At 71.0% G+C, this 25,874-nt stretch carries 24 protein-coding genes; 9 read left to right on the forward strand and 15 right to left on the reverse strand.

Going from position 1 to position 25,874, the window contains the following annotated elements:
- Window positions 1-15: 15 nt before the first annotated feature.
- From G5C60_RS23230 to G5C60_RS23280, 11 genes are all read right to left on the reverse strand, one after another.
- Complete coding sequence (locus tag G5C60_RS23230) at window positions 16-951, reverse strand: ABC transporter permease (protein WP_165262386.1); 936 nt, start codon at window positions 949-951, stop codon at window positions 16-18.
- Window positions 948-2,060 carry an ABC transporter permease gene (locus G5C60_RS23235; protein ID WP_165262388.1) on the reverse strand — a complete coding sequence of 371 codons (1,113 nt, stop codon included), beginning with the start codon at window positions 2,058-2,060 and terminating at the stop codon, window positions 948-950. The genes G5C60_RS23230 and G5C60_RS23235 overlap by 4 nt, the downstream gene beginning before the upstream one ends.
- Window positions 2,057-3,649 (reverse strand): ABC transporter ATP-binding protein, encoded by a 1,593-nt coding sequence (locus G5C60_RS23240; protein ID WP_165262390.1) that lies wholly within the window; start codon window positions 3,647-3,649, stop codon window positions 2,057-2,059. The genes G5C60_RS23235 and G5C60_RS23240 overlap by 4 nt, the downstream gene beginning before the upstream one ends.
- 16 nt (window positions 3,650-3,665) lie before the next feature.
- Complete coding sequence (locus G5C60_RS23245) at window positions 3,666-4,766, reverse strand: BMP family lipoprotein (protein ID WP_241267003.1); 1,101 nt, start codon at window positions 4,764-4,766, stop codon at window positions 3,666-3,668.
- 124 nt (window positions 4,767-4,890) lie between these two features.
- Entirely contained in the window at window positions 4,891-5,601 is a 711-nt protein-coding gene (deoD, locus tag G5C60_RS53220; RefSeq protein ID WP_165262430.1) for a purine-nucleoside phosphorylase, read from the reverse strand.
- A 353-nt stretch (window positions 5,602-5,954) separates the two neighbouring features.
- Complete coding sequence (locus G5C60_RS23255) at window positions 5,955-6,704, reverse strand: glutamine amidotransferase (protein ID WP_165262392.1); 750 nt, start codon at window positions 6,702-6,704, stop codon at window positions 5,955-5,957.
- Between the two features lie 103 nt (window positions 6,705-6,807).
- A complete protein-coding gene (locus G5C60_RS23260) occupies window positions 6,808-7,938 on the reverse strand; it encodes a LacI family DNA-binding transcriptional regulator (RefSeq protein WP_165262394.1) in 1,131 nt (376 codons plus the stop codon).
- A complete protein-coding gene (locus G5C60_RS23265; protein ID WP_165262396.1) occupies window positions 7,928-9,316 on the reverse strand; it encodes an amidohydrolase family protein in 1,389 nt (462 codons plus the stop codon). The genes G5C60_RS23260 and G5C60_RS23265 overlap by 11 nt, the downstream gene beginning before the upstream one ends.
- Window positions 9,317-9,575: 259 nt before the next feature.
- Window positions 9,576-9,782, reverse strand: coding sequence for a YbdD/YjiX family protein (locus tag G5C60_RS23270; RefSeq protein WP_165262398.1), 207 nt, complete (start codon window positions 9,780-9,782; stop codon window positions 9,576-9,578).
- The gene (locus G5C60_RS23275) at window positions 9,779-11,956 is read right to left on the reverse strand and encodes a carbon starvation CstA family protein (protein ID WP_165262400.1); all 2,178 of its coding nucleotides are present in this window, start codon (window positions 11,954-11,956) and stop codon (window positions 9,779-9,781) included. The genes G5C60_RS23270 and G5C60_RS23275 overlap by 4 nt, the downstream gene beginning before the upstream one ends.
- Window positions 11,957-12,035: 79 nt before the next feature.
- Window positions 12,036-12,278 (reverse strand): DUF3311 domain-containing protein, encoded by a 243-nt coding sequence (locus tag G5C60_RS23280; RefSeq protein ID WP_165262402.1) that lies wholly within the window; start codon window positions 12,276-12,278, stop codon window positions 12,036-12,038.
- A gap of 166 nt (window positions 12,279-12,444) precedes the next feature.
- Here G5C60_RS23280 and G5C60_RS23285 point away from each other — a divergent pair, with 166 nt between their 5' ends.
- From G5C60_RS23285 to lpdA, 4 genes are all read left to right on the forward strand, one after another.
- Window positions 12,445-14,007, forward strand: a complete 1,563-nt coding sequence (locus G5C60_RS23285; protein WP_165262404.1) for a sodium:solute symporter family protein — start codon at window positions 12,445-12,447, stop codon at window positions 14,005-14,007.
- Window positions 14,004-14,660, forward strand: a complete 657-nt coding sequence (locus G5C60_RS23290; RefSeq protein ID WP_165262406.1) for a sigma-70 family RNA polymerase sigma factor — start codon at window positions 14,004-14,006, stop codon at window positions 14,658-14,660. The genes G5C60_RS23285 and G5C60_RS23290 overlap by 4 nt, the downstream gene beginning before the upstream one ends.
- Window positions 14,657-14,977, forward strand: a complete 321-nt coding sequence (locus tag G5C60_RS23295; protein WP_241267005.1) for a hypothetical protein — start codon at window positions 14,657-14,659, stop codon at window positions 14,975-14,977. Before G5C60_RS23290 ends, G5C60_RS23295 begins: the two co-directional genes overlap by 4 nt.
- Window positions 14,978-15,124: 147 nt before the next feature.
- Window positions 15,125-16,546: a dihydrolipoyl dehydrogenase gene (gene lpdA / locus G5C60_RS23300; RefSeq protein WP_165262408.1), complete on the forward strand. Its 1,422-nt coding sequence runs from the start codon at window positions 15,125-15,127 to the stop codon at window positions 16,544-16,546.
- A 5-nt stretch (window positions 16,547-16,551) separates the two neighbouring features.
- Here lpdA and G5C60_RS23305 read toward each other — a convergent pair whose 3' ends face one another.
- Complete coding sequence (locus G5C60_RS23305; protein ID WP_165262410.1) at window positions 16,552-16,950, reverse strand: MazG-like family protein; 399 nt, start codon at window positions 16,948-16,950, stop codon at window positions 16,552-16,554.
- Window positions 16,951-17,021: 71 nt separating this feature from the next.
- Window positions 17,022-17,588: a DoxX family membrane protein gene (locus G5C60_RS23310; RefSeq protein ID WP_165262412.1), complete on the reverse strand. Its 567-nt coding sequence runs from the start codon at window positions 17,586-17,588 to the stop codon at window positions 17,022-17,024.
- A 152-nt stretch (window positions 17,589-17,740) separates the two neighbouring features.
- Here G5C60_RS23310 and G5C60_RS23315 point away from each other — a divergent pair, with 152 nt between their 5' ends.
- Window positions 17,741-18,064 carry a nuclear transport factor 2 family protein gene (locus G5C60_RS23315; RefSeq protein WP_165262414.1) on the forward strand — a complete coding sequence of 108 codons (324 nt, stop codon included), beginning with the start codon at window positions 17,741-17,743 and terminating at the stop codon, window positions 18,062-18,064.
- 91 nt (window positions 18,065-18,155) lie between these two features.
- Complete coding sequence (locus G5C60_RS23320; RefSeq protein WP_165262416.1) at window positions 18,156-19,196, forward strand: aldo/keto reductase; 1,041 nt, start codon at window positions 18,156-18,158, stop codon at window positions 19,194-19,196.
- Between the two features lie 337 nt (window positions 19,197-19,533).
- Here the strand turns inward: G5C60_RS23320 and G5C60_RS23325 are convergent, their stop codons facing one another.
- On the reverse strand, window positions 19,534-20,316 hold the full coding sequence (locus G5C60_RS23325; protein WP_165262432.1) for an SDR family oxidoreductase: 783 nt from the start codon (window positions 20,314-20,316) through the stop codon (window positions 19,534-19,536).
- Window positions 20,317-20,458: 142 nt separating this feature from the next.
- Here G5C60_RS23325 and G5C60_RS23330 point away from each other — a divergent pair, with 142 nt between their 5' ends.
- The gene (locus G5C60_RS23330) at window positions 20,459-22,120 is read left to right on the forward strand and encodes an alkaline phosphatase D family protein (RefSeq protein WP_165262418.1); all 1,662 of its coding nucleotides are present in this window, start codon (window positions 20,459-20,461) and stop codon (window positions 22,118-22,120) included.
- A 130-nt stretch (window positions 22,121-22,250) separates the two neighbouring features.
- Here the strand turns inward: G5C60_RS23330 and G5C60_RS23335 are convergent, their stop codons facing one another.
- Entirely contained in the window at window positions 22,251-23,246 is a 996-nt protein-coding gene (locus tag G5C60_RS23335) for a Gfo/Idh/MocA family protein (protein WP_165262420.1), read from the reverse strand.
- Between the two features lie 99 nt (window positions 23,247-23,345).
- Between G5C60_RS23335 and G5C60_RS23340 the strand changes: the two genes are divergently transcribed.
- Both G5C60_RS23340 and G5C60_RS23345 read left to right on the forward strand, forming a co-directional pair.
- Entirely contained in the window at window positions 23,346-24,737 is a 1,392-nt protein-coding gene (locus G5C60_RS23340) for a Bcr/CflA family multidrug efflux MFS transporter (protein ID WP_165262422.1), read from the forward strand.
- A complete protein-coding gene (locus G5C60_RS23345) occupies window positions 24,689-25,870 on the forward strand; it encodes a serine hydrolase (RefSeq protein WP_165262424.1) in 1,182 nt (393 codons plus the stop codon). The genes G5C60_RS23340 and G5C60_RS23345 overlap by 49 nt, the downstream gene beginning before the upstream one ends.
- Window positions 25,871-25,874: the final 4 nt, after the last annotated feature.

A 25,874-nucleotide genomic window follows, 5' to 3' on the forward strand; every position in this document is an offset into this window, starting at 1 on the left:
AGGCCGCGGCAGTCGTCAGAGTGAGGCGGCGACCTCCGCGGTCGCGCCCCGCCGCTTCCGCCGCCAGGCGTACACCGCGAGTGCGACCAGCGTCAGCGCGTACGGAATCGTCGACACCAGCTGCGGCGGCACGTCCAGCGTGCCGAGCTGTACGGCCAGGGCCTCCGCCGCGCCGAAGCCGAGCGCCGCGAGGAAGACGCCCCAGGGCCGCAGCCCGCCGAGGAAGACGGCGGCGAGGGCGATGAAGCCGCGGCCGGCCGTCATGTCCCGTACGAAGAAGGACACGTAGCCCATGCTGAGGAAGACACCGGCGAGTCCGGCGAGCGCGCCGCTTAGGGCGAGCCCCGCGTACTGCACGCGCCGTACCGGAATCCCCACCGACGCGGCGGCGTCCGGCATCTCGCCGACCGCCCGCAGGTGGAAGCCGAAGCGCGTCCGGTAGAACAGCCAGGCGACGAACGGAGCGGCCAGGAAGGCCAGCCAGGTGACCATGTTCTGACCGCTCACCACATCGCCGACCACCGGGATGCTCTCGATGCCGGGCAGCGTGACCGTCGGCAGGGTGCCGCTCTTGAGGCCGGAGGTGCCGCCCTTGTCGTCGAGGAGCGTGTAGACGGCGAACGCCGTGCCGCCGGAGGCGAGCAGGTTGAGGCCGATCCCCGCGATGATGACGTCGGCGCCCAGCTCCAGGCGCAGCGCGGCGAGCAGCAGGCCGAGAAGCGCGGCCACCCCCACTCCGCTTGCCGCACCGGCTGCGACGGAGCCGCTGTATCCGGCGACCAGGGCACCCGTGCAGGCGGCGCTCAGCATCTGGCCCTCCAGGGCGATGTTGCTGATGCCGGCGCGTTCGGCGACCAGGCCGCCGATGGCGGCGAGCAGGTACGGGGTGGCGACCCGCAGCACGGCCGCCAGGAAGGCGCTGCTGAGGACGACGTCGACGACGGAGTTCATCGGGCGCCCACCTGCTTCCGCGCGATCCGGCGCTTGAGCAGGTCCGGCAGGGCCTGCGCGGTGACCAGCAGCACGATGACCGCCTGGATGACCACCACGATCTCGGTGCCCACGTCCGTCTGCTGTTCCATGATGTCTCCCCCGGAACGGAGGTACGAGTAGAAGAGCCCGGCGACCACGACGACCAGCGGATTGTTGCGGGCCAGCAGGGCCACCACGATCCCTTCGAAGGCGAGGCTGCCGGCCAGGCCCGGTTCCAGCCGGCCGTACACGCCCTGTACGAGGTGTGCTCCGGCGAGCCCGGCGACGGCGCCGCCGATGACGAAGCTCCACTCGATGGCCCGGGGCACCTTGATGCCGCCGTACTCGGCGAAGTCGGGGTTGGAGCCGGTCATCCGGATGCGGTAGCCGAGCGGGGTGCGGGTGATCAGCAGCCACAGTGCGACGGCGGTCAGCAGCATCAGGAAGAGGCCCACATTGGCGCGGCCCAGGGGGACGCCGAACCACTCCTGGAGCGGGGTGAGGGCGGAGTCCGGCCGGATGGGCCCGGAGTGGACGGCGCTGCTGCCGGGCTGCTTCAGCGGGCCGTTGACCAGGTAGTCGTAGACGCGGACGACGATGGCGTTGAGCATCAGCGTGGCCACGATCTCGTTGGCGCCGAGGCGTGCCTTCATCGAGCCCGGCACCAGGCCCATCCCGGCGCCCGCCGCGGCAGCCGCGACGAGCGGGACGAGCACGGCGGCGACCGGCGGCAACGGCAGGAAGATCGCGACGGTGGCGGCCGCCAACGCCCCCGCGTACAGCTGGCTTTCGGCGCCCAGGCTGATCTGCCGGGCCCGGAAGGGGATGGCCACCGACAGTCCGAGCAGGGTGAGGGTGGTGGCGTCCTCCAGCCAGCGGCCGACGCGGAAGGAGCGCTCCAGCGGGCCGGTGAGGAGTGCCTCGTATGCGCGGACCGGGTCCTTGCCGGTGGCGAGCATGACGAGGAAGCCGACGACGAGGGCGGCCAGGACGGTGGCCAGGGTCATGCTGAGGTCGACGGCGAAGTCGCGGCGGCGGGTGGCGCGGAACTCCCGGCGGTCCTCGGTCTCGACGAGGGTGGCGGTCATGCGGCGGGCGCCTCTCCGGAGTCGTCGAGACCGGCGGTCAGCCGCTCGTGGTCGTGGTGCTCCACGCCGAGCATGTAGAGCCCGACCTGCTTCTCGGTGAGGCCGGCGGTGTCGTCGAACCGGCCCACCAGGCGACCGTCCTTGAGGACGAGCAACCGGTCGGAGAGCGCGAGCAGTTCGGTGAGGTCGGCGGAGATCAGCAGCACGGCGGCGCCCGCGTCGCGCGCGGCGACCAGCCGTTCGTACATGAACCGCATGGCGCCGACGTCCACGCCACGCGTGATCTGGGAGGCGATCAACAGGCGTGGCCCGGCGGAGAGTTCGCGGGCGACGATCACCTTCTGCATGTTTCCGCCGGACAGCGAACGGACGGGGACGGACGGGTCGGGCGTGCGGATCGCGTAGTCGGAGACGAGCTGTTCGGCGTGGGCGCGCAGGGCCTTCGGCCGCAGGAGGCCGCGGCGGGCAAGCGGCGGGCGGTCGTGCCGGTCGACGACGAGGTTGTCGGCGATCGACTCGTCCAGGGCCGCTCCGTTGTGCAGCCGGTCCTCCGGCACGTAGCCGACACCGGCCCTGCGGTGGCCGGCGACGTCGAGTCCTGCCGTGTCGGTGCCGTCGACGCGGACGGTGCCCGCGGTGGGGCGGCGCAACCCGGCCACGATCTCGGCGAGTTCGGTCTGGCCGTTGCCCTCGATGCCGGCCACGCCGACGATCTCTCCGGCGGCGACATCGAAGCCGAGGCCGTGCAGGGCCTGGCCGGCAGCGGCCTGGTACTCCAAGTGCCTTACTCGCAAGGCGACTTGGGACGGACGAGCAGGGGTACGGTCCACTTCCAGTGACAGGTCGCGGCCCACCATCATCGCGGCCAGCGAGCGTTCGGTGGCGTCGGCTGTCGCGACGGTCCCGACCAGCGAACCGGCGCGCATCACGCTGACCTTGTCGCTGATCTCCCGTACCTCGCGCAGCTTGTGCGAGATGAACAGCACGGTCATCCCGGCGTCGCGCAGCCGGCGCACGGCGGCGAACAGGTCCTCCGTCTCCTGCGGGGTGAGCACGGCGGTCGGTTCGTCGAGGATGAGCACCCGCGCCCGGCGGTGCAGCGCCTTGAGGATCTCCGTGCGCTGGCGCATCCCGACCGACACCTCGTCCACCCGCGCCCTGGGGTCGACGGCGAGCCCCGACTCCTCGGCGAGCCGGGCGGTCGTCTCCACGGCCGCCTTCGGGTCGACGAGGCCGCGGCGGCCGGGTTCGACACCGAGGACGACGTTCTGCGCGACGGTGAAGGAGGGCACCAGCATGAGGTTCTGGTGCACCATGCCCACGCCCAGGGCGATCGCCGCGGCCGGACCGCGCAGGACCCGGGGCCTGCCACCGATCAGGATCTCGCCGGAGCCGGGCTGCTCCAGACCGTAGAACATCTTCATCAGCGTGGACTTGCCCGCGCCGTTCTCGCCCACGACCGCGCGGATCTCGCCCGGCGGGACCTCCAGGTCCACACCGCGCACCGCACGGACGCCGTTGCCGTACGTCTTGGTGACCGCGCGGGCGGCCACGGCCCCTCCGGCCGCCTCGTCCCAAGTCTCGTTCATCTCAAGGCCGTTCGGGCTAGAAGGCGCTGGGGACCGTGGCGGAACCGGACTTGACCTTGTCGGCGGCCGACTGAAGTTCGGTACGGATCTTCTCCGGCACCAGCTCCCGGAAGTGGTCGTCGTCCACGTAGCCCACGGCGTCGTCGGCGAGGCCCACCGTGTCGACGGCGCCGTACTTCAGGGAGTCCTCCTGGTCCGCGCGCGCCGCCTTGTAGAGGGCGGTGCCGACGTTCTTGAGGATGGAGGTGACGACGGTGTCCTTCTGGGCCTGGTCGGTGAGGGTCCGGTACTGGTCGGAGTCGACGCCGAAGGTGTACCGCTTCGCGGTGACCGCCGACTCGAAAGTGCCCAGTCCGGAGAGTCCGGCGACCGGCCACACCAACGCGGCGCCCTGGCCGTACATGGCGGTGGAGATCTCCTTCCCCTTTGCGGGATCACCGAACGGCTTGTCGCCGCCCACGTACTGCACGAGCACATCGGAGTTCTTTCCGCCCGCGTCCTTGAATCCGGCCTTGAAACCGACGACGAAGTCCTCGATCACCGGGGTCTTCACGCCACCGATGACACCGACCTTCCTCGCGGATTCGGCCCCCTTGAGCGCTTTCTCGGCCACCAGCTTCTCGGCGAGGAATCCGGCGAGATATCCGCCCTCGTTCTGCTTGAAGGTCACGGAGTACACGTTCTCGCACTTGTTGGAACACGTGCCGTTCGCACCGCTGTAGTCGACGGGCGCGTCGAACACCCAGAACTTCTTGTCCGGGTATTGCGGGGCGAGATCACCGATGAAGTCCGTGACCTCGAAGGTGCCTGAGGCGAGGATGTCGTAGTCGTCGGCCGCGGCGGCGTCCTCGAATCCGGGCTGCCACTTGGTGCGGTCGGAGCCCAGTTCAACCACCTTGAGCTCATAGTCCAGATCCTTCTGACCCTTCTTCAGACCCTCGTGGGCGGAGTCGAAGAACGACTTGTCGCCGAGCCCGCCATTGATCACCAATTTGATGCGCGGCTTGCCGGACCCGCCCGCACCGGACTCCTCTCCGCCCCCACCAGAACCCCCGCACGCGGTCACCGCGAGCATCGCCGCCACCATGAGGGCGGCACTTCTTGCGTATCGCATCATTGATCTCCTGATCTTTGAGTTACAGGTCCGTGAGTTACAGGTCCGGCGGATGCGTTGACAGTAGGAACTGCAAAACGTTTTGGCTATGCTGCCGGGTTTCCGTCTCATTTCCTCCGGGGGAAATTCAGACATCGCCGAGCAGTGCCGTGGCGGCGGTGCGTACGGCGGTGTCGAAGCGGGTCTCGCGTTCCCCGGCGGACAGGGCCTCGCCGGTGCGGACGTGGTCGGAGACGGTCAGTACGGCGAGCGCTTCGCCGCCCTCCGTGCCGGCCACGGCGTACAGTCCCGCCGCCTCCATCTCGACGGCGAGGGTGCCCCTGCGTTCGAGCGCGTCGAAGAGGGCCGGCCGGTCGAGGTAGAAGTGGTCGCTGGTGAAGACCGGGCCCACGTGGACCGTTCCCCCGTCCTGCCCCGCGTCCCGTTCCGCAGCCGTCGCGGCCGTGGACAGCAGGCGGTAGGAGGGGGCGAGGGACAGGGTCACGCCGTCCAGCAGGACGCGGCCGATACTGGAATCCGTGTGCGCGGCCGAGGCGATCACCACGTCCCGTACGGACACCGAGGCCGGCAGCGCTCCGGCCGTGCCGACCCGGACGATCCTGCGGACGCCGTAGTACCGGAACAGCTCCGTCGCGTAGATGGCCACCGAGGGAATGCCCATGCCCGAGGCCAGGACCGACATCGGCTCGCCCCGGTGGGTGCCGGTGTAGCCGAGGACGCCGCGGATGTCCGTGACCAGCCGGGCGTCGTCGAGGAACGTCTCGGCGATGCGCCGGGCCCGGCGTGGGTCTCCGGGCATGAGCACGAGGGGGGCGAACTCGCCCGGGGCGGCGGCGATATGTGGGGTTCCGACGCCGGGCGCTCCGCCGGAAAGGCGGTTCGACGACTGCGGGTCGGCTGTGGCTGGTCGCGCAGTTCCCCGCGCCCCTGACGGGGCGCTGGGCGCAGGCTCGGGGCCAGGGCCAGGGCCAGGGCCAGGGCCGGAGCCGGAGCCTGGGTCGGAGCCGGAGCCGGAGCCGGAGCCGGAGCCGGAGTCGCAGCCCGGGCCGGAGCTGGAGCCGGAGCCGGAGCCGGAGCCTGGGCCTGGGCCGGAGTCGGGGCCCGGGCCGGGGCCCGGCACAGGCCCGGGCACAGGCCCGGGTGCAGGCCCCGAACCTGAGCCGGACGGGGGCTCGGAGGCGGAGGTAGGCATCACAGTTCCGCCCCCGCGAGCCAGTGCACCAGGCGGTCCCACAGTTCCGCGTATCCGTCCCAGGCCAGGAACGGTGGCGGTGCCCAGTGCGGTGCCACGTCGGAGGTGAACGCCGCGGATCTGCCCGTGCCGTGGTCGCCGACGACGAGCAGCGGGTGTCCGGCGCACTCGGCCAGCAGTGACGCCTCCGGCCGCGCCGTGACCTCGTTGAGGCCGAGCAGCGCGGGCCAGGAACGCTCAAGTCCTCGTACGATCCCGTGCTTGCCCACCACCTCGGGCGTGGCACCGGCCGGCAGCTCCACCCGGTCGTCGCGGTCGGCGATCAGCACCGGCATGGCCGCGGCGAGCGGAGTACGCCCCCAGCGCGCGCGGGCGTCGATGCCGCTGAACGTCAGGTAGCCGCCGATCATCAGCACCCCGCCGCCCCGCTCCACGAACGCGCGCACCAGCTCCGAGCGGTCGGGGGAGGGCACGGAACGGCTGAAGGTCTCGGGCGGCAGCTGGAAGCTGTTGGCGCCCACATCGCTGATGACCACGACGTCGTACGCGTCGAAGCCGTCGGCCGAGTCCGGGACCCGGGTGGGGATCTCGTGCGAGGGGACGTACGTCACCTCGTGGCCGCGCGAGCGCAGCGCGTCGAGGAAGACGCCGCCGCCCTCGGTGTACTCCGCGGTGTGGAAGGCGTCGAAGCCCTTTTGATGGACCGTGTACGTGAACCAGGACTCGCCGACGACGAGGACTCTGGGCATGTCTGACCGACCGCCTTTCCGGGGCAGGGCATGGGGGTATGGCCGCGTGGCACGGCGGGTCCGTACGCGCGGTGGTGGGCGAAGCGAACTCAGGCGAAGGAACTCAGCGGGCCGGCGGCGCCGTGCTGCCCCGTACCTTGAGTTCGACGGGAAGGGTGTGGCGGGACGCGGGCGGGACCTCGCCCCGGGTGACGTACTGGAGCAGTTGCGCGGTGGCGGTGCGGCCCACGTCGTAAGCCGGCTGGTGGACGGTGGTCAGCGGCGGGTGGGCCAGCGAGGCCGCGCGGATGTCGTCGAAGCCGACCACGGAGACGTCCTGAGGAACCGAAAGACCCGCCTCTCTGAGCGCGGTGAGGGCTCCGAACGCCATGAGGTCGTTGGCCGCGAAGACAGCCGTGCAGTCGAGGCCGCCCTCCTTGGACCCGCCCTCCTTGAGGCGTTCGGCGACGAGTCGGTAGCCGGAGGCTTCCTTGAAGTCGCCGACGCATTCGACGACTTCGCCCTGGAAAGCCCGCACGAAGCCGTTCGCCCGGGCGACGCTGCTCCTCAGAGCGCGTGGACCGGTCAGCATCAGGGCCCGGCGGTGCCCGAGCGCCCGCAGGTGCTCGCCGACGAGCCGCCCGCCCGCCTCATGGTCGGCGGTCGCGATGAGGGCGCGTTCGAGCCCTTCGACCTCCTCGTCGGCGAGCGCGATCGGGAACTTGCCCATCAGGGCCTCCAGCCGCCGCCGCGACGGCGGGGACCCCGACGCGTACACCATGCCGTCGATGAACCGGCTGCGGATCATGCCGAGGTAGCGGTCCTCGCGGTCGGCGTCGAACTCGGTGTTGCACAGGATCAGTCCGTAGCCCAGGTCGTGGGCGGCGTCCTCGGCGCCCTTGGCGAGTTCGGCGAAGAAGGTGTTGCTGATGTCGGGGATGAGCAGGCCGATCACCGAGGTGGAGCCGGCCTGGAGGCTGCGGGCGAGCGAGGCCGGGACGTATCCGAGCCGGTTGACGACGCTGCGGACCCGTGCGGCGGTCTGTTCGTTGACCGGCCGGTTGCCGCTGAGGACATGGGAGACGGTGGTGGCGCTGACCCCGGCCGCCGCGGCGACGTCCTTGATGGACGCGGGCCTGCGGACGGCCGCCCGGCGGCCGGGCCCGTGGGACTCGTAGGCTCCCTGGGACTCGTAGGCCCCGCGTGACTCGTACGCCCCGTGGGATTCGTACGCTCCGTAGGACTCATGGGTCATAGTGCTGCACCGCCCGTCCGTGGGAGGTGTCGAGGATCCGGGCCACCCGGGCGTCGGCCTCGGCGAGCAGCGCGGGCTCGTCCACGGTGAGCAGCCTGCCGTCACGCATCAGCACCCGGCCGTCGACGACCACCGTCCGCACGTCACTGGCACGGGCGCTGTAGACGAGCGCGGCACGGGGGTCGTGCAGCGGGCGGCAGTGCAGCCCGGTCAGGTCGGTGAGGACGATGTCGGCGCGCATCCCCGGCTCCAGCGCCCCGACGCGGCCCTGCAGACCGAGCGCGCGGGCCCCGCCGCGCAGGGCCAGGCGCAGCGTGTCGGAGACGGTCATCCAGGTCGCGTCCCGCACGGCCTGCTTCTGGGTGAGGGCGACCAGCCGCAGCGCCTCCCACACGTCGAGCGTGTTGTGACCGGCGGCGCCGTCCGTACCGACCGCCACCGTGACGCCGGCGCCGAGCAGTTCGCGGACCGGGGTGAGCGGGGACAGCGCATGCTTGAGATACACCTTGGGGCAGCAGGCCACGGCGGTCGTGCCGGCGTACTCGGCCAGCAGCGGCAGATCCTGCTCGACGATTCCGCAGCCGTGCGCGATCAGCGCTCCGGCCGCCAGCACCCCCGTCTCGTACAGCACGCGGACGGGTGTGATGCCGCGCCGTTCCACACTGGCCCGGGTCTGCTCCAGGTGTTCGGCGGCGTGAATGTGCATCCGCAGGCCGAGGCGCCGGGCGTGCCCGGCCAGGGTCCGCAGGTCCTCGTCGTTCACGGTGTACGGGGCGTGCGGCCCGAGCGACACGGTCACCCGGCCGTCGGCTCCGCCGTGCCACCGCTCCGCGAACTCCACGGTCGCTTCCAGGGCCTCCGGGCCCCGGCTGCTGAAGTAGGTGGGCGCGATGTCGGCCCGCAGACCGGTCTCGGCGACCGCCTCGGCGATCTGGTCGGGGAAGAAGTAGTGGTCGGCGAAGGTCGTGACACCCGAGCGGATCATCTCGGCGCAGGCAAGCCGGGCGCCGGTCCGTACGTCGGCGGGGGTCAGGTTGCTCTCCATCGGCCAGACGCGGTCGTTGAACCAGCCCTCGACCGTCACGTCCTCGGCCGCGCCGCGCATCAGCACCATGGCGCTGTGCGTGTGCGCGTTGACCAGGCCGGGGACGGCCAGCAGACCACGGCCGTCGATCACCTCCTGCACACCCGCCCCGCCCTTCGCGCGGGCGGTGCCGGGCGCGGGCGCGGCGGTCGGCCGTACGTCCTGGATGACGCCGTCCGCGACGACGATGTCCTGCGCCCGCAGGATCTCGCACTCGCCCTCCGGCGGAACGCGCAGCACATCGCAGCCGGACACGAGAAGGCCGCCCGTCGACACGGGCGCTGTCTCACTCATGGCGCTCACTCATGGCGCACAAGCTAGATATCCAAAACGTTTTGCACAACAGGCCGCCAAGCGCTCCGCTGGGGGCGCGGTTCTAAGCCGCGGGTTCGTCGTGGCTGGTCGCGCCCGCGCGGCGGAGCCGCACATTGATACAGCCCCGCGCCCCTTACGGGGCGCGGTACCGCACCGGACTCAACCAAGCCCGCTCAGTGGGTCGCGCGCCCGCCCCGTGGTGGGGGGTGCGTGCCGTGTGTGCCGTGCGTGCCGTGGGTCAGCAGCAGCGGCTCTGCGGGTGGTTCTCACGATGGCGCGTCCGCAGAACCTCGTACTCGCGTCGGCTGGGCGCGGGAGCGTGCGGGTGCCGGCGCCGCTGCCGCTCGCAGTAGCGGTCGTACTCCGACTCGCCGGTCAGCTCGCGCAGATACCAGCGCACCCAGCGCACCCAGCGCACCGTCCGCGCCCAGTGCCGGGCCCTCATGAACGGGCTCCCGCCAGCGGTTCCCCCGCCTGCTCGGGAATGTCGATACGGGACTCGACGTAAGGCGCCTCGGTCGTCGGCAGTGACCCCGGAGAGCGGACGGCACGTACGCAGACCACCGCCGCGTTGACGATCACCACGGCGACCAGCAGCAGGAACAGGGCGATCAGGACCCCGTCGACCGTGGAGTTGGTGACGACGGTGTGCATGTCGTCGAGGGTCTTGGCGGGCGGCAGGATCTGGCCCGCGTCGATCGCGTCGGCGTACCGGGTGCGCTGGGCGAAGAAGCCGATACGCGGGTCGTCGGAGAAGACCTTCTGCCAGCCGGCGGTGAAGGTGACGGCGACCACCCAGGCCAGCGGGATGCCGGTGACCCAGGCCCAGCGCAGCCGCCCGGACTTGATCAGAACGGTGGTGCAGACGGTGAGGGCGATGGCGGCGAGCAGCTGGTTGGCGATGCCGAAGAGCGGGAAGAGCTGGTTGATTCCGCCGAGCGGGTCGGTGGCGCCGGTGTAGAGGAAGTAGCCCCAGGCGGCCACGACGAGTCCGCTGCACAGCCAGATACCCGGCTTCCAGTTGACCCGCCCGATCGGCTTCCAGACGTTGCCGAGCATGTCCTGGAGCATGAAGCGTCCGACCCTGGTGCCCGCGTCGACCGTCGTCAGGATGAACAGTGCCTCGAACATGATCGCGAAGTGATACCAGAAGGCCTTCATCGCCGTGCCGCCGAAGACACCCGAGAAGATCTCCGACATGCCGACCGCGAGGGTGGGCGCCCCGCCGGTGCGGGCGATGAGTGTCTGCTCCTCGACGGCCTTGGCCGCCTGGGTCAGCTGGTCGGGGCTGATGGTGAAGCCCAGGCCCGCCACCGCCTGAGAGGCGGACTCGGCCGTCGTGCCGAGGAGCCCGGCGGGTGCGTTCATCGCGTAGTAGAGGCCTGGTTCGAGGGTGGCCGCCGCGATGAGCGCCATGATCGCGACGAACGACTCCATCAGCATGGCGCCGTAGCCGATCGCCCGGACCTGGGACTCCTTCTGGATCAGTTTCGGTGTCGTCCCGGAGGCGACCAGCGCGTGGAAGCCGGAGAGTGCGCCGCAGGCGATGGTGATGAAGAGGAAGGGGAAGAGGGATCCGGCGAAGACCGGACCGGCACCCGAGGAGGCGAAGTCGCTGACCGCGTCCGAGCGCATCACGGGTGCGGCCACGACGACCCCGACCGCGAGCAGTGCGATGGTGCCGATCTTCATGAAGGTGGAGAGGTAGTCGCGCGGCGCGAGCAGCATCCACACGGGCAGGACGGAGGCGACGAAGCCGTATCCGACCAGGCAGAAGACGAGGGTCGTCGGGCTGAGGGTGAAGGTGTCGGCCAGTGAGGACTCCTGGATCCAGCTGCCGCCGACGATCGCGAGCAGCAGCAACGCCACACCGATCAGGCTGGTCTCGACGACCCGGCCAGGGCGGATGACGTGCATCCAGAAGCCCATGAAGAGGGCGATGGGGATGGTCATGGCGACGGAGAAGGTGCCCCAGGGGGAGTGAGCGAGGGCGTTGACGACGACCAGGGCCAGTACACCGAGCAGGATGATCATGATGGCGAAGACCGCGATCAGGGCCGCCGCGCCGCCCGCCCGGCCGATCTCGTCGCGGGCCATCTGCCCGAGCGACTTACCGTCCCGCCGCATCGACAGGAACAGCACCACCATGTCCTGCACTGCTCCAGCGAAGATCACTCCGGCGACGATCCAGAGCGTGCCGGGCAGATAGCCCATCTGCGCCGCGAGCACGGGCCCCACCAGCGGTCCGGCTCCGGCGATCGCGGCGAAGTGGTGGCCCAGCAGGACCCGGCGGTCCGTGGGCTGGAAATCGACGCCGTCCTCGAGCCGTTCGGCGGGAGTGGCCCGGCGGTCGTCCGGCTTCAGTACGCGCCGGGCGACGAAGCGGGCGTAGAAGCGGTAGGCGATGGCGTACGAGCCGAGGGCGGCCAGCACCAGCCAGACGGCGGAGATCCTCTCGCCCCTGGCGAGGGCGAGGACACCCCAGCTGACGGCGCCCACCAGGGCGACGGCGGCCCACAGCAGGATCGACCGCGGGGTCATACGGGACCGGATCGACTCGGGGGAGGGCGGGTCTTCCGGTGCCGGAGGAGCGGTTTCGGGCATGGCTGACGTAGGCATGGCGGCTCCTGGCCGTGGTGGTGGTGTCGGGTGGTACGCGGGGGGTGGTGGCGTTGGGCGGTACGCGGGGCGGTGCGGATCAGGGATCGTGCCGGTCGGGCCGGTTGGTCAGCGCGTACGCGGCCAGCAGGCACAGGCCGCAGCCCGGCACCCAGGCGAGCTGGTACCAGTAGAAGAACGGCGTCCCGGCGAGCCGCGGGCCCTCACCGGCGTACCAGGGAACCCACAGCAGTCCCGCGGCGGGCGCGAGGAGCAGTACGGCGATCGCGACGCGCCGCAGTCGGTGATGACCAGTGGGACCAGTGGGACCAGTGGGTGCCATGACGTGCGCTCCTCTCCCGCTCGCTGTCGGTCTGTGCAAGAGTTGCCCGCCGCCCGGAACTGGTTGACAGGGAATTTCCAGAAGATTTCCCGCCGGTTTTCTGTCCTCCGGACCGGCCCTCCGCGCAACTCTCCCGCAAGGCACAGCACACCAAGGACGGTGACCCATGGCGGACGGCGCCATGACCGCGACGTTCCTCGCCGTGACCGGCGGAGCGTCGCTGCTCGCCGTCACCGCGCCCCGTCTGCGTCCCTCCGACCGGCTGCCTTCCCTGGAGGGCTGGGCACTGGCCGACCGGAACCTGGGCCCCGTCTGGACCTGGATGCTCCTCGGCGGCACGATCTTCACCGCGTACACCTTCACCGCCGTACCGGGACTGGCGTACGGGAACGGGGCGCCCGCCTTCTTCGCCGTGCCGTACACGGTGATCGTCTGCCCGCTCGCCTTCGTCCTGCTGACCCGCCTGTGGGCGGTGGCCCGCCGCCACGGCTATGTCACCGTCGGCGACTTCGTGCGCGGACGGTACGGATCGCCGCCGCTCGCCCTGGTCGTGGCCCTGACCGGGATCCTCGCCACGATGCCCTACCTGGCGCTGCAACTGCTGGGCATCCGCGCGGTGCTCACCGCCGGGGGCGTCTACACGCGCGGCGCGACCGGCGATCTGGTGATGGTCGCGCTCTTCGCGGGGCTCGCGGTGGCGACGTACCGGCACGGGCTGCGCGCGCCGACCGTCATCTCCGCGTTCAAGGCGGTGGCCGTCTTCGTCTCGCTCACCGCCGTGTGCTGGCTGGTCCTCGCCCGGCTCGGCGGACCCGGCGCGGTCTTCGACGGCGCGGCACGACGCCTCGGCGGCACCGGCGTGGCGGACTCCGCCCTGCTCCTGTCTCCCGAGCAGCAGCCCGCCTACGCCACGCTCGCCCTGGGCTCGGCGCTGGCTCTGCTGATGTACCCGCACGTCCTCACCGCCGGGTTCGCCGCCGACGGCCCGCGCACCCTGCGCAAGGTCTCCGTGGCACTGCCCGCCTGGACAGGACTGCTCGCCCTCTTCGGCTTCCTCGGCATCGCGGCACTCGCGGCGGGCGTACGGGCGCCCGAGGGCGGCGCCGAGACGGCCGTACCGATGCTGGTCGACCGTCTGATGCCGGGGCCGCTGGCCGGCCTCGTCTTCGGGGCGATCACCGTGGGGGCGCTGGTTCCGGCGGCCGTGATGTCGATCGCGGCCGCCACCTGCTTCGTACGCAATGTGTACGTCGAGTACGTCCACCCCACCGCCACACCCAAACGGCAGGTGCGCATCGCCAAGACGGTCTCGCTCACCGCGAAGGTGGGCGCGGTCGCGTTCGTGTTCGGGCTGCGTGACCAGGACGCCATCAACCTTCAACTGCTCGGCGGCGTATGGATTCTGCAGATCTTCCCCGCCGTGGCCGTCGGCCTGTTCACCGGCCGGCTGCACCCCCGGGCGCTGCTGGCCGGGTGGGGCGTCGGCATGGCGGCCGGCACCTTCCTCGTGGTGCGCGAGGGCTTCTCGTCGATCGTGCCCTTCGGGGGCGGCGACCAGCCGCTGGAGATCTACGCCGGGCTCGCGGCCCTGCTGCTCAACCTGACCGTCGCGGTGGCCGGCACCGCGGCCCTCGAACGCTTCGGCGTCCCACGGGGCGCCGACCTCACCGACCTACCGTCCCGCCTGACCGTCAGGCGGCGCCCCGAGACGGGAGCGAGCAATCCGTGAGACGCAGACAGCCCACCCGAGTGCCGCTGGCGCAGGCCGCTCCGGCCGCCGTCACCGAGCCCCGCATCCCGCGGCCCGCCACCACCGGCGAGACGGCGGCATCCCCGCCGGCCGGCGACGAGGTGCTGTCCCCGTCCATGAGCGATCCGGCCGACCTCGAGCGGGAAGCCGCCCTGGCCCGCCTCTTCGAGCTGCACTACGCCTCGATGCTGCGCCTGGCGGTACTGCTCGGCGCGGACGACCCGGAGAACGTGGTGGCCGAGGCGTACTACCAGATCTACCGGAAGTGGCGGCGCCTGCGGGACGCCGAGGCGGCGGAGGCGTATCTGCGCTCAACGGTGTGCAATCTGACCCGGATGCGCATCCGCCACCTCCAGGTCGCCCGCAAGCACGTCCAGCACGTCGAGAACCCGCCGAGCGAGGTCGTCGCCTCCGCCGAGAGCACCGCGCTGCTCCACGACGACCAGCGCGTACTGATCGACGCCCTCCAGCAACTGCCCGCCCGCCAGCGCGAGGCGCTGGTCCTGCGGCACTGGCTCGGGCTGAAGGAGAGCGAGATAGCCGCCGCGATGGGGATCTCCTGCGGATCGGTCAAGACACACACCGCGCGCGGTATCGCCGCCCTGACCCAGGCGATGGAGGCCCGGCGATGAACGACATGTCTCCGAACCCGACGGAACGGGATCGTACGGAGCAGGCGCTGCGCGAGGCGCTGGGGACGCTGGCCGACGGGGTGCGGGCCGCGCCCGACGCCTACCGCACGGCCCGCGGTGACTGGGTGCGCCGCGAGCGCCGTCGCCGCCTGGTCCTGGCCGTCCTGATCGCGGTCGTCTTCACCTTGGCCACGCTGATCGGCCTCTGGGTGCTGAACCGGGCCCCGTCGGACCCGGGCGTCATCTTCTCGAACGTCTCGGACGTCTCGAACATCTCGAATGTGAGCCTCTCCGGCGAGGGACCGGCTCCTGGGTGACCGTGGCCGGGGTGACCGTTCCTGGGATCCGCCCCCGGACGGGGGACCGGCGTGCCGGGTCGCCTCGGCTGATGGAGCATGCTGTTTTGAGGTCGAGGGCGGTCGGGCAGGCGCCGGGTCGCCATTCCTCATCGGAAAGGAACCCCCATGGACGAGCAGGGCGAGCAGGGCGAGCACTTCGACGTCGTCGTACTCGGAGCGGGCCCCGGCGGATACGTCGCCGCCGTCCGAGCCGCCCAGCTGGGCAAGCGCGTGGCCGTGGTCGAGGAGAAGTACTGGGGCGGCGTCTGTCTCAACGTCGGCTGCATCCCCAGCAAGGCCCTGCTGCGCAACGCCGAGCTGGCGCACATCTTCACCCGCGAGGCGAAGACGTTCGGCATCAAGGTGGACGGGCAGGTCTCCTTCGACTACGGCGAGGCGTTCCGGCGCAGCCGCCGGGTGGCGGACGGCCGGGTCAAGGGCGTCCACTACCTGATGAAGAAGAACAAGATCACGGAGATCAGCGGCCGCGGCACGTTCCGCGACCCGCACACCCTCGACGTGGCCCTCTTCGACGGCTCGACGCAGACGATCGGCTTCGACCACTGCATCATCGCCACCGGCGCCACTCCCAAGCTGCTGCCCGGCACCCGCCGCACCTCGCGCGTGGTGACGTTCGAGGAGCAGATCCTCGCCGAGGACCTGCCGCGCTCGATCGTGATCGCGGGCGCCGGCGCGATCGGCGTCGAGTTCGCCTACATCCTGCACAACTACGGCGTGAAGGTCACCGTCGTGGAGTTCCTGGACCGGGTCGCCCCGACCGAGGACGCCGACGTCTCCGCCGAACTGGCCCGGCAGTACCGGAAGTTGGGCATCGACGTGCTCACCTCCACCCGCGTCGAGGCGATCGACGAGTCCGGCGAGCAGGTCCGTGTCACCGTCACCGGCAAGGACGGCAACCAGCAGATCCTGGAGGCCGACAAGGTGCTCCAGGCGATCGGTTTCGGGCCGAACGTCACCGGCTACGGCCTGGAGAACACCGGCGTGCGCGTCACCGAACGCGGCGCCATCGACGTCGACGGGCGTTGCCGCACCTCCGTCCCGCACATCTACGCCATCGGGGACGTCAACGCCAAGCTGATGCTCGCGCACGCCGCCGAGGCGATGGGCATCGTCGCCGCCGAGACCATCGCGGGCGCGGAGACCATGGAGCTGGAGTACGTGATGATCCCGCGCGCCACCTTCTGCCAGCCGCAGATCGCCAGCTTCGGCTACACCGAGGCGCAGGCCCGTGAGAAGGGCTACGACGTGCAGGTGGCCAAGTTCCCCTTCACCGCGAACGGCAAGTCGCACGGCCTGGGCGATACGTCCGGATTCGTGAAGCTGATCAGCGACGGCACGCACGGCGAACTCATCGGCGGCCACCTCATCGGCCCGGAGGTCACCGAACTGCTGCCCGAGCTGACCCTGGCCCAGCAGTGGGACCTGACGGTCCACGAGGTCGCCCGCAACGTCCACGCCCACCCCACGCTCGGCGAGGCGGTCAAGGAGGCGGTCCACGGACTCGCCGGACACATGATCAACATGTGAGCCGGCTAAGGCAGTTGCCCCGGCCCCAGCGAACGTTCCCGTACCCGGTCCAGGTGTGCCGCGAAGACCTCGCGGGCCTGGGGCGTGAGCGTGCGCAGGGCGACCGCCGCGGTGATGATCACGTCGCACAGTTCCGACTGGACGTCGTCCCAGGAGTGGGTGGTGCCCTTGCGGGGGTTCTGGCCGGTGGCACCGATGACGGCCTCGGCGACCTCACCGACCTCCTCCGAGAGCTTCAACATCCGCAGGAGCAGGGCCTCTTGAGGGGGACGGGACGGCTGGGCGCGTACGAGCCACTCGTGAAGGTGGCCCACCGTGTCCCACATCTCGTCGTACGTGGTCGGCGCATCGTCGTACGTGGTCGGGGGCGCCGTCGGGGCCGCCGTGCCGTCGTGATCGCTCATGCGGGCCAGCCTGCCATGGGCCCACGGGCCCACGGTCCCGGGTGGGCGCCCCCGTCGCCGTACGGCATCTCCTAAACGCCGTACGGAATCCCGCCCTCGTCGAACAACTCCCCCTGCTCGCCCTCCCGTTGCCGTCGCAGCCGCTTGTTGCGCATCCCCACCACCGCCAGGGTCGTGGCCGCCGTACCGGCCAGGGCCGCCGGGACCATCCAGCCGCGGTCGGCGGCGTGACCCAGGGCGTGGTCCAGGGACAGGCGGCCGGGGCCCGACACGGCGAGGCCCGCCGCCGTGAGGCCCAGGCTGGCCGCGTACTCGTAGCCGCCGCTCTGGTTGAAGAACCCGTTGGGCACGTGGACGGCGGAGGCGCCCGCCATCGCGCCGGCCGCCGCCGCCCCGGCCGCCGGTGTCGCCAGGCCCAGCGCGAGGAGCGTGCCGCCGCCGGTCTCCGCCAGGCCGGCCGCGACCGCGCTCTCCTTGCCGGGCTCGTACCCGACGGACTCCATGAACTCGCCGGTCCCCGAGATCCCGCCCCCGCCGAACCAGCCGAAGAGCTTCTGCGTCCCATGCGCCGCCAGCACGCCACCCGCGCCGAGGCGGAGCAGCAGCAGTCCCAGATCACGTCGGTCGAAAGAGGCCACGGTCCTCGTCACTCCTCGAAGGTCCCACTCGAACAGTCGCATACGTCTCGTCCGACCCCGTGTGCCCACCGTCGCACCGAACAGTCACCCGAGCCCCGGCCTGCGCGACCGTTCGGGTGGCGGGGGTGCCGGAGCGGTGTGAGTCTGCGGACATGGCGATTCAAGTGACCCGACTCAGCAACCCGGCCGTCCGGGACTTCGTCAGCGCCGTGAACGCGCACGACCGGGACGCCTTCCAGGCCGTACTGGCACCGGGCGCCACCATGTCGGACGACGGCGCCGAACGTGACCTCGACGAGTGGACCGAGCGGGAGATCTTCTCCTCCAACGGCCACATGGAGGTCGACAACGAGTCGGACGGCGGTCTGTCCCTCCTCGTCCGGTACCGGAACGACACCTGGGGCGAGATGCGGACGAGGTGGCACTTCGTCGCCGAGGGCGACAGGATCATCCGCTTCGAGACCGGCCAGGCCTGAGGCTTCGAGCCTTCTCCGCCGAGCCCGAGGGCAACAATTCCCGCGCCCGCCCTTGCCTTTGTGCGCGCTCCAACTCCTAGCGTCCGCAGGCATGGAGAGCACGGAGAGCACAGAGACCATGGCGAGCACGGCGAGCACGGGACTCAGGGCATTGGGTCGCAGCGGTATCGAGGTCAGTGCGCTCGGCTTCGGCTGCTGGGCCATCGGCGGGGAGTGGCAGTCCGTCGACGGGCGGCCGCTGGGCTGGGGCAAGGTCGACGACGATGAGTCCGTACGGGCGATCCGCCGCGCGCTCGACCTCGGGGTGACCTTCTTCGACACGGCGGACGCGTACGGCACCGGACACAGCGAGCGCGTGCTCGGCCGCGCCCTCGGCAAGCGCCGTGCGGACGTCGTCGTCGGCACGAAGTGGGGCAACGTCTTCGACGAGGCGACCCGTACGAGGACCGGCCAGGACGACACGCCCGCGCACGCCCGCCGGGCGCTGACCGCGTCCCTGAAACGCCTCGGCACCGACTACGTCGACCTGTACCAACTGCACATCTCTGACGCCGACTTGGAGACGGCGGCCCAACTCCGCGACACCTGCGAGGAGTTCGTGCGCGAAGGGCTCATCCGCGCGTACGCCTGGAGCACCGACGATCCGGAGCGGGCCGCCGTCTTCGCGCAGGGGCCGCACTGCGCGGCCGTGCAGCACCGCCTCAACGTGCTTCAGGACGCGCCCGAAATGCTCGCGCTCTGCGAGGAGTCGGGACTCGCGAGCATCAACCGCAGCCCGCTCGCGATGGGGTTGCTGACGGGCAGGCATGCCGCCGGCCGGCCCCTCGAAGCCGGCGACATCCGCAATGCCCCGCCCGAGTGGCTGCCCGGCTTCTCGCGGGGTCAGGGCGCCGACCCGGAGTGGCTGCGGCGCGTCGACGCCCTGCGGTCCGTCCTCACCAGCGAGGGCCGTACGCTCGCCCAGGGCGCCCTCGCCTGGCTGTGGGCCCGCAACTCGCGCACCATCCCCATTCCGGGCTTCCGCTCGGTGGCGCAGGCCGAGGAGAACGCCGGGGCACTCGCCCAAGGTCCGCTCACAGCAGGCCAGTTGGCCGAGATCGAGGAAATCCTGGGCCGTCGGCCCGTCTCGTAACCAGGGTCATCGGCGTTGATCATGCGGCAGCCGTTCCGCGGCCCGGGTCATCCCGCGGTCCCACGCGGGATCCCTCCCACCCGCTCCCGGAACGGCTGCCGCCTCCCCGCTCCCCCTTGAATGTGGCCAAGGAAGCTTTGTGCTCCAAATGTGAAGCTCTGGTGGAGGGAAGTCGAGCATAAGCCCGCTACCGGCCGAGATGGACCGGAAGCGGACCATCCGCTTGTGCAAGTTGAGTCCAGCTGTCCGCGCCCCAAAGGGGCGCGGGGAACTGCGCGACCAGCCACAGACGCCGTGCACCCGACCAACTGCTCATCCAGCGGAGCTACCCGCGGAGCTACCCGCGACCGATGAACGGCATCGTCGTCGCAAGTACCGTCGCGAACTGCACGTTCGCCTCCAGTGGCAGCTCCGCCATGTGCCGCACCGTACGGGCCACGTCCGCGACGTCCATCACGGGTTCCGGGACCAACTCGCCGTTCGCCTGGAGGGCTCCCGTCTGCATGCGCTCGGTCATGTCGGTCGCCGCGTTGCCGATGTCGATCTGACCGCAGGCGATCCGGTACGGACGGCCGTCCAGGGACAGTGACTTGGTGAGACCTGTCAGCGCGTGCTTGGTCGCGGTGTAGGCCGCCGAGTGCGGGCGGGGCGTATGCGCCGAGATCGAACCGTTGTTGATGATCCGGCCGCCCTGCGGATCCTGCTCCTTCATCTGCCGGTACGCCGCCTGCGCGCACAGGAACGCGCCGTCGAGGTTGGTGCCGACCACATGGCGCCAGGCGTCGTAGGGCAGTTCCTCGAACGGGACGCCGCCAGGACCGAACGTACCCGCGTTGTTGAAGAGCAGGTCGAGCCGCCCGAAGCGCTCGCGCACGGCGGCGAAGAGTCCGGCCACGTCGTCTGGTTGTGAGACGTCGGCGCGTACGCAGAGAGAAGCGCCCTTCTCCGCCAGGGCGTTCGCCCGCGCGTCCGCCAGGGCCGCCGTCTCCTCCAGCGTCTGTGTGCGGCGGCCCGCGAGCGCCACGGACCAGCCGCTTCCCAGGAGTTCGACGGCCACGGCACGGCCGATGCCGGACCCCGCCCCGGTGATCACCGCGATCTTCGTTTCCTTGTCGTCCATGTCGTCCATGGGCCCGCAGCGTACGTGAGGGCCCGCCATGCGGATCTCATCCTTCCGACACCCCGCTGTTGTGTACGCGACAGGCTGCCGTCGACCCCGGCCACTCCAATGCCACGTACAACAACCGTCAGGGGAGGGCCAGATGACACCCGCAGGCCATCAGACACCGCCGCAGCACACCCCTTCGCGTCACGCCCCCGAGCTTCGTGCCGCCGCCCGTCACCTCGGCCGGCGCCGCTTTCTCACCGTCACCGGCGCCGCCGCCGCGCTCGCCTTCGCCACCAACCTGCCGACCGCGGGCGTGGCAGGCGCCGCCGAGCTCGACGCGGCGAAGATCACCGACGACCCGTTCACTCTCGGCGTCGCCTCCGGCGATCCGCAGCCCGGCTCCGTACTGCTGTGGACACGCCTCGCGCCGGTCCCGTTCGAGGCCGACTCCGGCCTGCCCCAACAGCGCGTCCCCGTGCAGTGGGAGCTGGCCCACGACGCGAAGTTCCGCCGGATCGCCAGACGCGGTACGACCGCCGCGCACCCGGAGTTCCACCACACCGTGCACGTCGAGGTCACCGGCCTCGACGCCGACCGCGTCTTCTACTACCGCTTCCGCACGGGCAGTTGGATCAGCGAGACCGGCCGTACGCGCACCGCGCCCGCGACCGGTGCCGGCGTCGCCGGCCTGACGCTGGCCGCCGTCTCCTGCCAGGCGTACCACGACGGCTACTTCACCGCGTACAAGCACCTCGCCGAGGACGACGTCGACGTCGTTTTCCACCTCGGCGACTACCTCTACGAATACGCCGTCAACTCCGTCGGCGGCGCCCGCAACTACACCGACCGCACGCTGCCCGACGTCTTCAACCGCGAGACGATCACCCTGGAGGACTACCGGCTGCGGTACGCCCTCTATAAGACGGACCCGGACCTGCGGGCCGCGCACGCCGCGCACCCCTTCGTCGTCACCTGGGACGACCACGAGACCGAGAACAACTACGCGGACGACATCCCCGAGAACGACGTGCCGCCGGAGGAGTTCCTGCTGCGCCGCGCCGCCGCGTACCGCGCGTACTGGGAGAACCAGCCGCTGCGCCGTCCGCAGCAGCCCGAAGGTCCCGACATGCAGCTCTACCGGCGGCTGCGCTGGGGGCGGCTCGCGCAGTTCGACATCCTCGACACCCGGCAGTACCGCACCAACCAGGCCAACGGCGACGGCTGGAAGACCCCCACGCCCGAGTCCGAGGCCGAGTCGCAGACCCTGCCCGGGCTCGCCCAGGAGCGCTGGCTGACCGACGGCTGGAAGCAGTCGAGCGCGCTGTGGAACGTCGTCCCGCAGCAGGTCGTCTTCGCCCGCCGCAACCACGCCACCCCCGGCAACACCACCCGCAGCATGGACTCCTGGGACGGCTACCCGGCCTCCCGCGAGCGTCTCCTCAAGGGTGCCGAGGCGGCCGGCGTGGAGAACCTGATGGTGCTCACCGGCGACGTCCATGTGTCGTACGGCTTCGACATCAAGCGCGACTTCGACAACCAGAACTCCCGCACCATGGGTACGGAGGTCGTCGCCACGTCGATCAGCAGCGGGCAGAACGGTGCCGCGCAGCCGCCCAACTGGGCGGGCTATCTGGCCGCGAACCCGCACATGAAGCACTACAACGGGCAGCGCGGTTATGTGACCGTCGCGCTTGGTCAGGGTGCGGCGAACGTGGACTTCAAGACGGTGAACGCGGTGACTACGCCGGGGGCGCCGATCACGACCGCTGCTTCGTTTGTCACCGAGGTGGGGGATCAAGGGCTGAAGCCCGCGTAGGCGCTCCGCTGGGAGGGGGTGGGGGACTGCGGTTGTTCGTTGGCTGCGGGTTGTGTGTGGCTGGTCGCGCAGTTCCCCGCGCCCCTGAGGGGCCTCGGCCCCTGAAGGGGCGCCCCTGAAGGGCGCCCCTTCAGTTGGCCTCTGCTGGATAAGTGACGCCGATGTGCTTTCTTACCGTGTCCAGCGTTCGCATTACCGCGAGGGTGCCGTCCAGTGGGACCAGGGGTGACTCGGTCTCGCCGGCGCGGAGGCAGCGCATGACCTCTATGGCCTCGTGTTTGAGGCTGGCCCTTGTCGCGTCGGCCGCGGTGAACTCCTCCGGGTCGCGGCCGTCGCGGTGCAGTACGAAGCGGTCGGCGTGGAAGAAGCCGTACGGGATGTCGATACGGCCCTGCGATCCGGTGACCGAGGCGGAGGTGGACGTGCCGCCGACGAGAGAGCAGTGCAGCGAAGCGAGAGCGCCGCTCTCCCAGGAGAGCAGCATTCCCGTCTGGAGATCGACGCTCTCCTCGGAGAGCACCGCTCTCGCCATGACCTCCGAGGGCTCCCCGAGCAGCAGCTGCGCGAACGACACCGGATAGACGCCCAGATCGAGCAGCGCGCCGCCGCCCTGCGCAGGGTCGCGCAGCCGGTGAGTGGGCGGGAAGGGGCCGGACAGGCCGAAGTCGGCCTGCACGGTGCGGACTTCACCGATGGCGCCGTCGTCGACGAGTTCCTTGAGGCGCCGGATCAGCGGGTTGCAGTACATCCACATGGCCTCCATCAGGAAGCTGCCGCGCTCCTTCGCGAGGGCGACCAGCTCCTCGGCCTCGCGTGCGTTGAGCGTGAACGCCTTCTCGCACAGCACGTTGCGCCCCGCCTCCAGGCACAGCCCGGCCGCGGCCCGGTGTGCCGAGTGCGGTGTCGCGACGTACACGACATCCACGTCCTCGTCCTGCGCGAGGGCGCCCCACCCGGCGTACGCCCTGGGTATCCCGAACCGGTCCGCGAACCGCTGCGCCGACTCCTCGGTCCGCGACGCCACCGCCACGACCTCCGCGTCCGGCAGATCCACCAGATCCGCCGTGAACGCCGCCGCGATCCCTCCGGTCGCCAGCACACCCCAGCGCACGCGCTCTTCAGCCATCCCGACCCCTCGCTCCTTGGCCTCGAAGGCCTCGACGACCTCGATCACCTGTCCGAGCTGAGAGCATAGGTGTCGGATTCAACAGACAGGGAGGGGCACATGCCCGAGCAGGGCAGCACGAGACGGGACCAGGACGGTCAGGACGGCCTGGATGGGCTGGACGGCCTGGACGGCCAGGGGGGCCGAGAGGGTCACATGCCGAGCGCGGCGGTCGCCTCGATCACAGAGGCGACCGCCGCCGACGCGCCCCCCGTACCGCCATCGGTCGCCCGTCGCTCCGTAGGGCTGCTCGTCACCCTCATTCTCGGCGGCCTCACCGCCGTACCGCCGCTGTCCATGGACATGTACCTCCCGGCGCTCCCGGAGGTCACCGACTCGCTGCACGCGACCGCGGCCACCGTGCAGTTGACGCTCACCGCGTGTCTCGCGGGGATGGCGCTCGGGCAGCTGGTCGTCGGGCCGATGAGCGACAAGTGGGGGCGCAGGCGGCCGCTGATCGCAGGGCTGCTCGTCTACATCGTCGCCACCGCCGTCTGCGCGTTCGCGCCCGGCATCGAACTGCTCATCGCCTTCCGGCTGCTCCAGGGCCTCGCGGGCGCCGCCGGGATCGTCATCGCACGGGCCGTCGTACGCGACCTGTACGACGGCATGGACATGGCGCGGTTCTTCTCCACGCTCATGCTGATCTCCGGAGTCGCCCCGATCATCGCGCCGCTCATCGGCGGGCAGGTGCTGCGGATCACCGACTGGCGGGGCGTCTTCTACATCCTGACGGCCGTCGGCATCGTGCTGACCGCGGTCGTCTGGCGGCTGCTGCCCGAGACGCTCGAGCCCGAGCGCCGGCACAGCGGTGGCACCGCCGAAGCCCTGCGCACGATGCGCGGCCTGCTCGCCGACCGCGTCTTCACCGGCTACATGCTCGCCGGCGGTTTCGCCTTCGCCGCGCTCTTCGCGTACATCTCCGCCTCGCCGTTCGTGATCCAGGAGATCTACGGCGCCTCCCCGCAGACGTACAGCATCCTCTTCGGCGTCAACTCGGTCGGCCTCGTACTCGTCGGCCAGATCAACGGCAAGATCCTCGTCGGCCGGGTCAGCCTCGACAAGGCCGTCTCCGTCGGCCTCGCGATCATCACCGCCGCGTCGGCCGCGCTGCTCCTGATGACCACGGGCGTCTTCGGCGAGGTGGGCCTCGTCCCCATCGCCGTCGGCCTGTTCGTCCTGATGTCCGCGATGAGCCTGAGCCTGCCCAACATGAACGCGCTCGCCCTCATGCGCACCCCGCACGCCGCGGGCTCCGCGTCCGCCCTGCTCGGCACCGCCTCCTTCCTCGTCGGTGCGATCGCCACCCCCCTCGTGGGCATCGCCGGGGAGCACACGGCCGTCCCGATGGCCGTCGTCCAACTGGCCTGCGCACTGGTGGCCGTCGGCTGCTTCATGGGACTGTGCCGTCCCTGGCAGAGACACGCGGACGCGAAGGGAGCAGACAGCTGAGCGCACCGAGACTGCGCCCCGGCACACCGGAACGTGCCGGGCTCGATCCCGATGAACTGGCTCAACTCGTACAGGAGGTCCGCGAACTCACCAGCGGGGACCGGCCCTGGGCCGCGGGCGCCGTGGTGGTCGCCGGGCGCGGCCCCGTGATCGCCGTCGAGGAAGCGGCGGGCTGGGCGGTGCGGTACTCCGCCTACGACGAGGAGACGGACCGCGCCCTCGAACTGCCGCGCAGGGCATGGGTGCCGATGAGTGTGCACACCGCCTTCGACCTGGCGTCCCTCACGAAGCTCTTCACGAGCGTCGCGGCCGTCCAGCAACTGGAACGCGGCACGCTCGGCATCGACGCGCGCGTGGCGGCGTACCTGCCGGACTTCAGGGCGGCCGCCGAGCACGGCATCACCGTACGGCAGCTGCTCACCCACACCTCCGGGCTGCGGCCCGAACTCCCGCTGTACGACTGCCCGAACGACGCGGCGCGGCTCGCGCTGCTGCGGGCGGAGGAGCCGGTGTCGCAGCCGGGCGGCGCGTACTGCTACTCGGACCTGAACATGCTGCTCCTCCAGCACGTCCTGCAGCGGATCACCGGGCGACCGCTCGACGTCCTCGTACGGGACGGCATCACCCGGCCGCTCGGGATGACGGCCACCGGGTTCGGACCGTGCCCGCTCGCGGCCGCCACCGAGGACCAGCGAAGACCCTGGGCCAAGGCGGACCGGGGGATGCTGCGCGGCGTGGTCCACGACGAGAACGCCTGGTCGCTCGGCGGCGTCGCGGGCCATGCCGGACTCTTCTCCACCGCCCGTGACCTGGCCGTCTTCTGTCGCACGCTGCTCGCGGGCGGCTCGTACGGCACGGCCCGCATCCTCGGCCCCGACTTCGTCGAGCTGCTGTTCACCCCGCCCGGCCTGGGCTTCGCTCTCGACCAGCCGTGGTTCATGGGCGAGCTGGCGGGGCGGGGTGCGGCGGGGCATACCGGGTTCACGGGTACGTCGCTGGTGCTGGACCCGGCGACGGACACGTTCCTGGTGCTGCTGACGAACGCGGTGCATCCGCGGCGGCGGCCCGTCCCGGACAACGGGCCGAGGGCCAGGGCGGCGACGCGGTTGGCGGGGGCGGTGCGGGGGATCTGAGGGG

The organism is Streptomyces scabichelini (assembly GCF_011045015.1).
GTDB classification, from domain to species: Bacteria; Actinomycetota; Actinomycetes; order Streptomycetales; family Streptomycetaceae; genus Streptomyces; species Streptomyces scabichelini.